The organism is Micromonospora sp. WMMA1998, assembly GCF_027497375.1.
Taxonomy (GTDB): Bacteria; Actinomycetota; Actinomycetes; order Mycobacteriales; family Micromonosporaceae; genus Micromonospora; species Micromonospora sediminicola.
In genome coordinates this window covers 4491827-4502172 of the sequence record NZ_CP114911.1, presented here as the reverse complement: position 1 = coordinate 4502172, position 10346 = coordinate 4491827, and the positions used below count along the sequence as shown (strand labels likewise).

Annotated in this window: 14 protein-coding genes; 1 reads left to right on the top strand and 13 read right to left on the bottom strand. The window is 72.2% G+C overall.

Features of this window, described 5'->3' with window-relative positions; all coding sequences use genetic code 11:
* Positions 1-8: 8 nt before the first annotated feature.
* From O7600_RS20700 to O7600_RS20680, 5 genes are all read right to left on the bottom strand, one after another.
* The gene (locus tag O7600_RS20700) at positions 9-374 is read right to left on the bottom strand and encodes an NADH-quinone oxidoreductase subunit A (protein WP_073834101.1); all 366 of its coding nucleotides are present in this window, start codon (positions 372-374) and stop codon (positions 9-11) included.
* A gap of 132 nt (positions 375-506) precedes the next feature.
* The gene (locus O7600_RS20695; RefSeq protein WP_281589761.1) at positions 507-1781 is read right to left on the bottom strand and encodes a geranylgeranyl reductase family protein; all 1275 of its coding nucleotides are present in this window, start codon (positions 1779-1781) and stop codon (positions 507-509) included.
* Between the two features lie 134 nt (positions 1782-1915).
* Complete coding sequence (locus O7600_RS20690; RefSeq protein WP_091565146.1) at positions 1916-2134, bottom strand: hypothetical protein; 219 nt, start codon at positions 2132-2134, stop codon at positions 1916-1918.
* A 74-nt stretch (positions 2135-2208) separates the two neighbouring features.
* A complete protein-coding gene (locus O7600_RS20685; RefSeq protein ID WP_281589758.1) occupies positions 2209-2919 on the bottom strand; it encodes a demethylmenaquinone methyltransferase in 711 nt (236 codons plus the stop codon).
* A 99-nt stretch (positions 2920-3018) separates the two neighbouring features.
* Positions 3019-4263 carry a cell wall anchor protein gene (locus O7600_RS20680; protein ID WP_281589756.1) on the bottom strand — a complete coding sequence of 415 codons (1245 nt, stop codon included), beginning with the start codon at positions 4261-4263 and terminating at the stop codon, positions 3019-3021.
* A gap of 88 nt (positions 4264-4351) precedes the next feature.
* Between O7600_RS20680 and O7600_RS20675 the strand changes: the two genes are divergently transcribed.
* Positions 4352-4558, top strand: a complete 207-nt coding sequence (locus O7600_RS20675) for a hypothetical protein (RefSeq protein WP_281589755.1) — start codon at positions 4352-4354, stop codon at positions 4556-4558.
* A 108-nt stretch (positions 4559-4666) separates the two neighbouring features.
* On the opposite strand, the gene mqnC is transcribed toward O7600_RS20675, so the two are convergent.
* The 8 genes from mqnC to paaA form a co-directional block, all read right to left on the bottom strand.
* Complete coding sequence (mqnC, locus tag O7600_RS20670) at positions 4667-5857, bottom strand: cyclic dehypoxanthinyl futalosine synthase (protein WP_281589753.1); 1191 nt, start codon at positions 5855-5857, stop codon at positions 4667-4669.
* Positions 5858-5932: 75 nt separating this feature from the next.
* Complete coding sequence (locus tag O7600_RS20665) at positions 5933-6343, bottom strand: type II toxin-antitoxin system VapC family toxin (RefSeq protein ID WP_281589751.1); 411 nt, start codon at positions 6341-6343, stop codon at positions 5933-5935.
* Positions 6340-6618 (bottom strand): type II toxin-antitoxin system prevent-host-death family antitoxin, encoded by a 279-nt coding sequence (locus tag O7600_RS20660; protein ID WP_281589749.1) that lies wholly within the window; start codon positions 6616-6618, stop codon positions 6340-6342. The genes O7600_RS20665 and O7600_RS20660 overlap by 4 nt, the downstream gene beginning before the upstream one ends.
* A 31-nt stretch (positions 6619-6649) precedes the next feature.
* Positions 6650-7771 (bottom strand): 1,2-phenylacetyl-CoA epoxidase subunit PaaE, encoded by a 1122-nt coding sequence (gene paaE / locus O7600_RS20655; RefSeq protein WP_281589747.1) that lies wholly within the window; start codon positions 7769-7771, stop codon positions 6650-6652.
* Positions 7768-8241, bottom strand: coding sequence for a 1,2-phenylacetyl-CoA epoxidase subunit PaaD (paaD, locus tag O7600_RS20650; protein ID WP_281589745.1), 474 nt, complete (start codon positions 8239-8241; stop codon positions 7768-7770). Before paaD ends, paaE begins: the two co-directional genes overlap by 4 nt.
* The gene (gene paaC, locus O7600_RS20645) at positions 8238-8963 is read right to left on the bottom strand and encodes a 1,2-phenylacetyl-CoA epoxidase subunit PaaC (RefSeq protein ID WP_281589743.1); all 726 of its coding nucleotides are present in this window, start codon (positions 8961-8963) and stop codon (positions 8238-8240) included. Before paaC ends, paaD begins: the two co-directional genes overlap by 4 nt.
* Positions 8960-9247 (bottom strand): 1,2-phenylacetyl-CoA epoxidase subunit PaaB, encoded by a 288-nt coding sequence (gene paaB / locus O7600_RS20640; RefSeq protein WP_088959289.1) that lies wholly within the window; start codon positions 9245-9247, stop codon positions 8960-8962. Before paaB ends, paaC begins: the two co-directional genes overlap by 4 nt.
* Positions 9244-10311 (bottom strand): 1,2-phenylacetyl-CoA epoxidase subunit PaaA, encoded by a 1068-nt coding sequence (gene paaA, locus O7600_RS20635; RefSeq protein WP_281589738.1) that lies wholly within the window; start codon positions 10309-10311, stop codon positions 9244-9246. The genes paaB and paaA overlap by 4 nt, the downstream gene beginning before the upstream one ends.
* Between the last annotated feature and the right edge of the window lie 35 nt (positions 10312-10346).

Sequence of the window (10346 nt, the reverse complement as noted above, 5' to 3'; positions counted from 1 at the left end):
CTACCTCCTCAGTCCCAGTCCAGGCCGCCGCGCCGCCAGACGTAGGCGTAGGCGACGAAGACCGCGACGATGAACAGGACCATCTCCACGAAGCCGAAGATCGGCAGGGCGTCGAAGGAGACCGCCCAGGGGTAGAGGAAGATGATCTCGATGTCGAAGACGATGAAGAGCATCGCCGTCAGGTAGAACTTGATCGGGAACCGGCCGCCGCCGACCGGCTGCGGGCTCGGCTCGATGCCACACTCGTACGCCTCGAGCTTGGCCTTGTTCAGACGCCGGGGGCCGGCGAATCGGGCGGCGGCCACGGAGAACAGCGCGAACCCCGCGGCGAGGGCGAACAGCCCGATGATGGGTGCGTAAGGAGAGAGCGTCATCGTTGTCCCCTGCTCGTCCTTCCCTGACCTCGGTGGTTGGCCAAAATCACACTATTCACGTCCCTCACGACCTCGGTCGGCGGGGGTCGATCTCCGTCCGTCCCGTGGGCACGCCCCCGGGGCGGTGGTCTCCTACACGGCCGGGGCCGCCTTCGTCATCGCGTTGATGACCCGGTCCATCGCGTCCCCGCCGCGCGGGTCGGTCAGGTTCGCCAGCAGCTTGAGCACGAAGCGCATCAGCATCGGGTGCGGCATGCCGTGCCTGGTGGCCAGCCGCATCACCTCGGGCCGGCCGATGAGCTTCACGAAGATGCCGCCGAGCCGGTAGTAGCCGCCGAAGCGGGCCTTCAACTCCTGCGGGTAGGCCATCAGCGCCCGCTCCCGCTCCGCGCCGGCCGGGCGGGCGAGCGCCTGCACCGCGACCTCCGCGGCCAGCTCGCCGGACTCCATCGCGTACGCGATGCCCTCGCCGTTGAACGGGTTGACCATGCCGCCGGAGTCGCCGACGAGCAGCACCCCGCGGGTGTAGTGCGGGACCCGGTTGAAGCCCATCGGCAGCGCGGCGCCGAGGATCGGACCCTCCGCGTTGGCCTCGTCGGTCATCCCCCAGTCCTCCGGGGTGTTGGCCAGCCAGTCGGTGAGCAGCCGCCGGTAGTTCGTCTTGCCGAACGCGGAGGAGGAGTTGAGCACGCCCAGGCCGACGTTCACCCGGCCGTCGCCGAGGCCGAAGATCCAGCCGTAGCCGGGCAGCAGCGCGTCGTTGCCCTTGGCCCGCAGCTCCAGCCAGGACTCCAGGTAGTCGTCGTCGTGCTTGGCGGGCGAGCGGTAGTAGCGGCGGACCGCGACGCCGATCGGCCGGTCCTCCCGCTTGGTCAGCCCGAGCGCGAGCGGGAAGCGGCCGGAGACCCCGTCGGCGGCGACCACCAGCGGCGCGTGGAAGGTGGCCGGCTCCTTGTCCGGGCCGACCTCGGCCTGCACGCCGATCACCCGGTCGTCCGCGTCCAGCACCGGGGTCAGGACGTTCACCCCGGTGCGGAGCTTCGCGCCGGCGGCGACGGCCCGCTGGGCGAGCAGGTCGTCGAAGTCGAGCCGGGTCCGGACCAGGCCGTAGTTGGGGAAGCTGGCCAGGTCGGGCCAGTCCAGCTCCAGGCGTACCCCGCCGCCGATCACCCGCAGGCCCTTGTTGTGCAGCCAGCCGGCCTCGGGCGAGGTGTCCACGCCCATCCGGATCAGCTGCCGCACGGCGCGGGGCGTGAGCCCGTCGCCGCAGACCTTCTCCCGGGGAAACTCCGTCTTCTCCAGCAGCAGCACGCGTACGCCGTGCCGCGCCAGGTGGTACGCCGTGGCCGATCCTCCGGGACCGGCGCCCACGACGATGACGTCGGCGTCGTTCTCCACCGCGGTCATCCGCGCCTCCTCCCGCATGCTCGTGAAATGCTTCACAAGCCGATCGGGTTGGAGTCTATGACCGGCGTTACACCTGTATGCGACCAGGGGTGCCTAACTTCACGGAAACCCGCCGGTAAGAGTGTGGATATCGGTCACGGGCGGGCCGGCGTGGCCGGCCCCAGACCGGCGTCGAGCCGGATCGCCTCGGGCAGGTGGTCGCGCAGCGCGCCCCCGGCCGCGCGGTCCAACGCCGCCAGCACCTCGGCGACGACCTGACGGACGTCCGCGGGATCCGCCCCGGCCAACTCCCTGAGCTGGGCGATCAGCTCGGCGGCGTCGTCGTCGGTGGCGACCTGGTCCGATCCCGTCATGGGGGCGAGCCTACGGGACAAAGTAGACGAGAACCGGATATTCACGAAATGGTCGATTTGAGTCGACCGGAGGATCAGTCCCGGACGGCGCGGTGCAGCGCGACGACGCCGCCGGTCAGGTTGCGCCACGCCACCCGGCCCCATCCGGCCGCACCGATCCGCGCCGCCAGCGCGGCCTGGTCCGGCCAGGCCCGGATCGACTCCGCCAGGTAGACGTAGGCGTCGGGGTTGCTGGACACCGCGCGGGCCACCGCCGGCAGCGACCGCATCAGGTACGACAGGTAGACCGTGCGGAACGCCGGGTTGACCGGCGTGGAGAACTCGCAGACCACCAGCCGCCCGCCCGGCCGGGTCACCCGGGCCAGCTCGCGCAGCGCGGCGTCGGTGTCATTCACGTTGCGCAGCGCGAACGAGATGGTCACCGCGTCGAAGCTGGCGTCGGCGAACGGCAGCCGCAGCGCGTCCCCGGCCAGCAGCGGCACCGCCGGGCGGGTGCGCTTGCCGGCGTGCAGCATGCCCAGCGACAGGTCGGCGCCGACCGCGTACGCCCCGGAGTGGGCCAGTTCCTCGGTCGACACCCCGGTGCCGGCGCCCACGTCCAGCACCCGCTCGCCGGGGCGCAGGCCGAGCGCCGCCCGGGTGGCCCGCCGCCAGGGCCGGTCCTGCCCGAAGGAGAGCACGGTGTTGGTCAGGTCGTAGCGGGCCGCCACACCGTCGAACATGGCGGCGACCTCGTGCGGCTGCTTGTCCAGGCTGGCGCGCTGGCCCTGCGGGGTACGGCTCACCCCTCCACTCTGCCAGCCACGCCGGCCCCGGCTCGCCCCGGGTACGCGACGAGGGCGGGGTGGTCGCCCACCCCGCCCTCGTCAGGTAACCGTCCCCGGTCAGTCCTCGGTGCGCTCCTCGGTCGGGGCGACCAGGACCACCTTGCGGCGCCGGGACAGCATCATCAGCGCCGCACCGGCGGCGAGGACGACCGCGCCGATGCCGCCGATCAGGCCCACCTGCACACCGGTCACCGGCAGGCCGCCGTCACCGGAGCCACCGCCGTTGCCGCCGCCGGCGGTCGGGGTCGGGACCGCGGTCGCGCCGCCGCTCGGGGTCGGCTCCGCGGTCGGCGTCGCGGTGGGTGTCGGGTTCGGCGTCGGCTGCGCGCTCGGGTCGACGAACACGTCGAACTGGGCGATGTTGTCGCCGTCGTCGGTCTCGGCGAACGTGCGCCGCTGGGCCGAGCTGGCGACGCGCGGCGCCTCCTCGGGCTCCCCGGCGGCGGCGGCCATACCCTCGGCCCAGACGAAGCCCGGCCGGAGCAGCTTCTCGGTCACGTCCGCGCCGACCTTCACCCGGACGTCGGCGGTGTAGTACTCGCCCGGTTTGAGCACGGCGCCGCTGTCCTCGCAGTACGCCTGCACGCCGCCGAGGTCCTGCTCCACGCAACCCTCGGGCAGCTTCGCGAAGGTGACGCCGGCCGGCAGTGCGATGCCGTAGGCCACGCCGGTGGCCCGCTTGCTGCCGCCGTTGTAGACCGCCCAGTCCAGCGGCGCGGTCTCGCCGGGCCGGACCGGACGCAGGTTCGCCTCGCCGGTCTCGTCGCCGTCGACCTGCACGTCCGCGTACACGTCCTGCACCCAGGTGCTGAGGTCGTAGCCGGCGGCGGTGACGGTGATCTTGTGGTTGACGGAGTCGAGGACGCCGTCGCCATTGGCCGCGCTGACCGAGACCGCGAGCTTGCCGGCGTCGCCCTTGCCACCGGTGGAGAAGACAGGGATGCCGAAGTCCACGGTGGTGCCGGCGGCCAGGTCGCCGAGCAGGCAGGAGAAGGCGGTGCCCGTTCCCTCGCAGCCGGCCGGCTTCAGCACGCCGACCTTGTGGTCCTTGAGACCCTTGGTCTCGACCGTGACCCGCACGTCCTTCGCGTCGACGGTGCCGGCGGCGTTGTCCACCTGGAACTTGAACGGCTTGGCCTTGGCCTCCTCGACGCCCCTGGCCAGCTGGTAGCTGAGCGGGATGAGCTGAAGGTCGACCTGGTCGGCGGCGTGCGCCGGACCGCCGACGGCGGCGAGGCCGGCGGTGGAGAGCAGGGCCACCACGCCGGCGCGGGCCAGCGTGGAGCGGTATCGGAAGGTCATGGTTCCCCCGGGGGTAGGGACGTGCCGATCAGGCACGGAACGAACGGACGGTACCGGAGCGACGCATCGACGCGCCAGCGTCGTACGGATGGAATTCCCACCGCTCGGCACCGACAGCAAGGGCGGGATGGTCACCCATCCCGCCCTTGCCGCGGTGCGTTATGTGAACGGCCCTCATGGGCCGATGGAGGACGACGGTCCGCCGGACGCCGCCAGCGTAATCGCCGCGACGGCCCGCGGTACCGCCCTCGACCGGGTCGCCGCCGACCTGTTACCTGGCAGCTCGCGGCCCTGATGGACGGTGCCGAGCGGGCACGTTAGCGGCCCGCCGACGGGCCCGTCGAGATCCACGCCGAAGCTTCACCGGAAACGACGGACCGTCCAGCCGAACGGTGGAGCCGCGTCAGTTCACCTCGACCAGGGGCAGCGACTTCCCGACGCCGCCGCCGGGCAGCGCGATCGACGAGAAGTGCGACACCACCCGGTCGTCGCTCGGGTCGTCGGCGGGCGTGTGGTGCACCGCGAGCCGGCGGTAGAGGGTGTCGCGCTGGGCGGGGATCCGGTCCGCCGAGCGGATCATGCCGATCAGCTCGTGCAGGTTGGACCGGTGCCGGGCGCCGGCCGAGGAGATCACGTTCTCCTCCAGCATGATCGAACCGAGGTCGTCCACGCCCATGTGCAGCGCGAGCTGGCCCACGTCCTTGCCGGTGGTCAGCCAGGACGCCTGCAGGTGCGGCACCGTCTCGAAGAAGAGCCGGGCCACCGCGACCAGCCGCAGGTATTCCAGCGTGGTCGCCTGGGTGCGGCCCTTCAGGTGGTTGTTCTCCGGCTGGTAGGTCCACGGGATGAAGGCCCGGAAGCCGCCGGTGCGGTCCTGCACGTCGCGGATCATCCGCAGGTGCTCGATCCGCTCGGCGTTGGTCTCGCCGGTGCCCATCATCATGGTCGCGGTCGACTCCAGGCCCTGCCGGTGCGCCAGCTCCATGACCTCCAGCCAGCGGGCGCCGGACTCCTTCAGCGGCGCGATCGCCCGGCGCGGCCGGTCCGGCAACATCTCGGCGCCGGCGCCGGCGATCGAGTCCAGGCCGGCGGCCTTGATCCGGGCGATCGCCTCGTCCAGGCTCACGCCGGAGACCTTCGCCATGTGCAGGATCTCGCTCGGCCCGATCGAGTGGATGGCGAGCTGCGGGTAGGCCTTCTTGACCGAGGAGAACAGCTCCTCGTAGTACTCCACGCCGTAGTCCGGGTGGTGCCCGCCCTGGAGCATGACCTGGGTGGCGCCCAGCTCGACCGCCTCGCCGCAACGGCGCAGGATCTCCTCGGTCGGGTGGGTCCAGCCCTCGGCGTGCTTGGGCGCCCGGTAGAACGCGCAGAACTTGCACGCCGTCACGCAGACGTTCGTGTAGTTGATGTTGCGGTCGATCAGGTACGTGACGATGTTGTCCGGGTAGCGGCGGCGCCGGACCGCGTCGGCCGCCTCGCCCAACGCGTGGAAGGGCGCGTCGGTGTAGAGCAGCAGGGCCTCCTCGGGCGTGATCCGCCCGCCGTCCGCGCCGCGTTGCAGGATGTCGTCGATCTCCCGGTTCGCCGTCACATCCCCGAGCCTACGTCGCCGGTCCGACGGCGGAAACGCCACTCCCGCACCGGTGACGAGGACCCCACCGCCGGGTCACGTCGCCCCCGGGCTCGCCACCGGCAGTCCCATCGCCTTGGCCGCCTCCAGTAGTCGCCGGTCGTACGTCACGAACGCGACGAACTCCGTGCCAGCCTGCCGGGCCAGAATCTCCGCCGTGGCGAGGTGGACCGCGTCGAGGCTGCGCAGCGTCGGCTCCGCGTACGCGCCCGCCGTCGCCCGGACCGCGGCGTCGATCTCGACGCGGTAGAGGCGGCCCAGCACCGACGGCATCCCGACCAGCGCCTGCGGCGCGGCACGGCGCAGCGCGCGCGGCACCTCCACCTCGACCAGGACCGACGACACCAGGGACGTCCCGACGCGGTCGTTCAGCCAGCCGAGCAGATCGGGCGTCTCCTCCTCGCGCCGGAGCATCTTGATGACCGCCGCCGAGTCCAGGTAGATCACCAGCGCTCCTCGTCGCGCGACTCGGCCAAGACCGCCGCGACGTCCATCGAGGGATCCCCGAGCACCGGCGGCATGGGCAGCGGCCCGGTCGTGGTCGGTGCCGTCGCCCGCCCCTCCGCGACCATCCGGCCGAGCAGGGCGTCACCGGCCAGCACCGGCACCAGGCGGGCGATCGGCTCACCCCGGTCGGTCACCTCGACCGTCTCGCCGGCGCGCACCCGCGCCAGCACCCGGCTGGTGTGCTGGTTCAGCTCCCGGACTGCGATCTGCTCCATCCACCAAGTGTAGAACGCAGCGTTCTACGTGTCACGCGTCGTAGTCGACGGTCAGCTTGTCGGTGACCGGGCTGGACTGGCAGGTCAGCACGTAACCGGCGGCGACCTCGTCCGGCTCCAGGGCGTAGTTGCGCGCCATGGTCACCTCACCCTCGGTCACCTTGGCCCGGCAGGTCGAGCAGACCCCACCCTTGCAGGCGTAGGGCAGCTCACTACGCACCCGCAGGGCCGCGTCCAGCACCCGCTCGTCCCGACCCATGGTGAAGCTCGACGAGCGGCCGTCCAGCAGGATCGTCACCTCGGCGCCGGCGCCGGGCCGGTCGGTCTCCCGGCGGACCGGCTCCGGCGGGGCGTCCACGTGGAACAGCTCGGTGTGCACCGCCGAGTCGGGCACCCCGCGACCGGCCAGCACCGCCTTGGCGTCCACCACCATCCCGTACGGGCCGCAGAGGAACCACTCCTCGATCTCGTCGCCGGGGACGACGGTGTCCAGCAGCCGGGTCAGCCGGTCGGCGTCGATCCGCCCCGACAGCAGCGCCGACTCGCCCATCTCCCGGGACAGCACGTGCACCAGGTGCAGTCGGGTCGGGTAGCGGTCCTTCAGGTCGGCCAGCTCCTCGGCGAACATCACCGTGTTCGCCGTGCGGTTGCCGTACACCAGGGTGAAGGTGCTCCCCGGCTCGACGGCCAGCGCGGTCGCGGCCAGGCCGAGCACCGGGGTGATGCCGGAGCCGGCCACCACCGCGCCGTACCGGCGGACCCGGTCCGGGGCGAACGCGGAGGTGAAGTGCCCCAGCGGGGGCAGCACGTCGACGGTGTCGCCGCCGCGCAGCGCGCCGCAGGCGTACGCGGAGAAGGCCCCGCCCGGGACCTCGCGCACCCCGATCCGCAACCGGCCGTGCCGGGCCAGCTCCTCCGGGGTGGAGCAGATCGAGTACGACCGTCGCGCCTCCCCGGCCTCCGGGTCGGCGGCGCTCGCCGGACGCCGGACCGTGAGGTGCTGCCCGGCGGAGAACGCGAACGTCTCCCGCAGCTCCTCGGGCACCGCGAACGTGATCGACACCGAGTCGTCGGTGAGCCGGTCGACGGCGGCGACGGGCAACGGGTGGAAGACCGGCCGGCGACGGACCGGCCGGGTGATGGTGACAGTCACAGCGCCTTCAGGTGGTCGAAGGGTTCGGAGCAGGAACGGCAGCGCCACAACGCCTTGCACGCGGTGGAGCCGAACCGGCTGACCTGCGTGGTGTCCGGCGACCCGCACCGTGGGCAGCGGACCGCCAGGGTCAGCGGCACCACGGTGTCGTCGCGCGGGGCGGGCGGCGCGATGCCGGCGGCGGCCAGCTTGGCCCGGCCGGTGTCGGAGATCCAGTCGGTGCTCCAGGCCGGGCTGTAGACCGTGCGGACCTCGGCGTCCGGATGCCCGGCCGCGGCGAGCGCCCGCCGGATGTCCGCGCGGATCACGTCCATGGCCGGGCAGCCGGTGTAGGTGGGGGTGATGGTGACCAGGACCCGACCGGTGCCGGGCTCCTCCTCGACCGCGCGCAGGATGCCCAGCTCGTCGATGGTGATGACCCGGATCTCCGGATCCACCACCGCCGCCACGGCCGCCCTGACATCGCTCACCAGCGTGCTCCGGGGTGGGCGCGGTGCAGCACCTGCATCTCGGCCAGCAGGTACGAGAGGTGTTCGGTGTGCACGCCGTTCCGGCCACCACCCGGCGTCCAGCTCGTCTCCGGGCGGGTCAGCGTGGCCTCGTCCAGCACGGCGGCCACGGTGGCGTCGAAGTCGGCCCGCAGGGTGGCCGGGTCGACCGGCGCGGCCGGGTCCGGGACGAACAGCTCGTGCACGTACGGCCAGACCTCGTCCACCGCGTCCTGCATGCGACGGTGCGACTCGTCGGTGCCGTCGCCGAGGCGCTTCACCCAGAGCGAGGCGTGGTCCAGGTGGTACGCCGACTCCTTGCGCGCCTTGGCGCCGACGGCGGCCAGCCGGTCGTCCCCGCAAGCGGACAGCGCGGTGTAGAGCGGGAGCTGCCAGGCGGCGAGAAAGAACAGCTTCGCCATGGTCACGCCGAAGTCGCCGTTGGGCAGCTCGACCAGCAGGCAGTTGCGGAACTCCCGGTCGTCGCGCAGGTAGGCCAGGTCGTCCTCGTCCCGGCCGGCGCCCTCCAGCTCGCCCGCGTACGTGAGCAGCAGCCGGGCCGCGCCGAGCTGGTCGAGGGCGATGTTGGCCAGCGCGATGTCCTCCTCCATCTCCGGCGCGCGGGAGGTCCACTCGCCGAGCCGCTGCGCCGCGACCAGCGCGTCGTCACCGAGGCCGAGCGTGAAGCCGAAGACGCTGCTCACAGGTGTGCCACCCCGTCCGGCACCTCGTAGAACGTCGGGTGGCGGTAGACCTTGTCGGCCGCCGGGTCGAAGAACGCGTCCTTCTCGTCCGGGCTGGACGCGGTGATCGCGCTCGCCGGCACCACCCAGATGGAGACGCCCTCCTGGCGGCGGGTGTAGAGGTCGCGGGCGTTGCGCAGGGCGAGCTCCGCGTCGGGCGCGTGCAGGCTGCCGACGTGGGTGTGCGACAGGCCGCGCCGGGCCCGCACGAAGACCTCCCACAGGGGCGAGGATTCCTTGCTCATGCGGCGACCTTCTCCTTCGTCCGGGCCTGCTTGGCGGCGTACGCCGCGGCGGCGTCCCGCACCCAGGCGCCGTCGGTGTGGGCCCGCCGCCGGTGCGTCATCCGCTCCCGGTTGCACGGCCCGTCGCCCTTGATGACCCGCATCAGCTCGGCGTAGTCGGGCTGGGTGTAGTCGTACGCCTGCCGCTCGTCGTTCCAGCGCAGGTCCGGGTCCGGAATGGTCAGGCCGAGCACCTCCGCCTGGCCGACGCACATGTCGACGAAGCGTTGGCGCAGATCGTCGTTGGAGAAACGCTTGATCTTCCAGGCCATGGACTGCGCGCTGTGCGTCGAGTCTCCGTCCGGCGGACCGAACATGGCCAGTGAGGGGTACCACCAGCGGTCCAGCGCGTCCTGGGCCATCGCCTTCTGGGCCGGGGTGCCGTGCGCCAGCGTGTGCAGGATCTCGTAGCCCTGCCGCTGGTGGAACGACTCCTCCTTGCAGACCCGGATCATGGCCCGGGCGTACGGGCCGTAGGAGCAGCGGCACAGCGGCACCTGGTTGACGATCGCCGCGCCGTCCACCAGCCAGCCGATCGCCCCGACGTCGGCCCAGGTCAGGGTCGGGTAGTTGAAGATCGAGCTGTACTTCTGCCGGCCGTCGAGCAGCAGGTCCACCAGCTCGTCGCGGCTGATGCCGAGCGTCTCGGCGGCGGCGTAGAGGTAGAGGCCGTGGCCGGCCTCGTCCTGCACCTTGGCCAGCAGGATGGCCTTGCGCTTGAGGGACGGCGCCCGGCTGATCCAGTTGCCCTCCGGCTGCATCCCGATGATCTCGGAGTGCGCGTGCTGGGCGATCTGCCGGATCAGGGTCTTCCGGTACGCCTCCGGCATCCAGTCCCGGGGCTCGATCTTCTGGTCCGCGCCGATGACGTCGGTGAAGTACGCCTCGACGTCCTCGTCCGGTGCCGGGCCGCCGCGCCGGGCGCGCGCCGCCGCCTCGCGCAGTGCCGCCTCCGCGGCCTCCACCTCGCCGAGCAGGCCGCCGCCCGGACCGTCCTCGGGCGGGGCGAAGTCGTTGCCATACATGAGGCCAGTGTTACAGCTCGCGACGCGTGACACCA

What these genes read in the sequence shown, in the direction of transcription:
- O7600_RS20660 (WP_281589749.1), bottom strand. Translation starts at nt 6,618, where the DNA reads ATGGAGCAGATCGCAGTCCGGGAGCTGAACCAGCACACCAGCCGGGTG.
- paaA (WP_281589738.1), bottom strand. Translation starts at nt 10,311, where the DNA reads ATGTATGGCAACGACTTCGCCCCGCCCGAGGACGGTCCGGGCGGCGGC.
- O7600_RS20700 (WP_073834101.1), bottom strand. Translation starts at nt 374, where the DNA reads ATGACGCTCTCTCCTTACGCACCCATCATCGGGCTGTTCGCCCTCGCC.
- O7600_RS20695 (WP_281589761.1), bottom strand. Translation starts at nt 1,781, where the DNA reads ATGACCGCGGTGGAGAACGACGCCGACGTCATCGTCGTGGGCGCCGGT.
- O7600_RS20680 (WP_281589756.1), bottom strand. Translation starts at nt 4,263, where the DNA reads ATGACCTTCCGATACCGCTCCACGCTGGCCCGCGCCGGCGTGGTGGCC.
- O7600_RS20675 (WP_281589755.1), top strand. Translation starts at nt 4,352, where the DNA reads ATGGAATTCCCACCGCTCGGCACCGACAGCAAGGGCGGGATGGTCACC.
- paaB (WP_088959289.1), bottom strand. Translation starts at nt 9,247, where the DNA reads ATGAGCAAGGAATCCTCGCCCCTGTGGGAGGTCTTCGTGCGGGCCCGG.
- O7600_RS20690 (WP_091565146.1), bottom strand. Translation starts at nt 2,134, where the DNA reads ATGACGGGATCGGACCAGGTCGCCACCGACGACGACGCCGCCGAGCTG.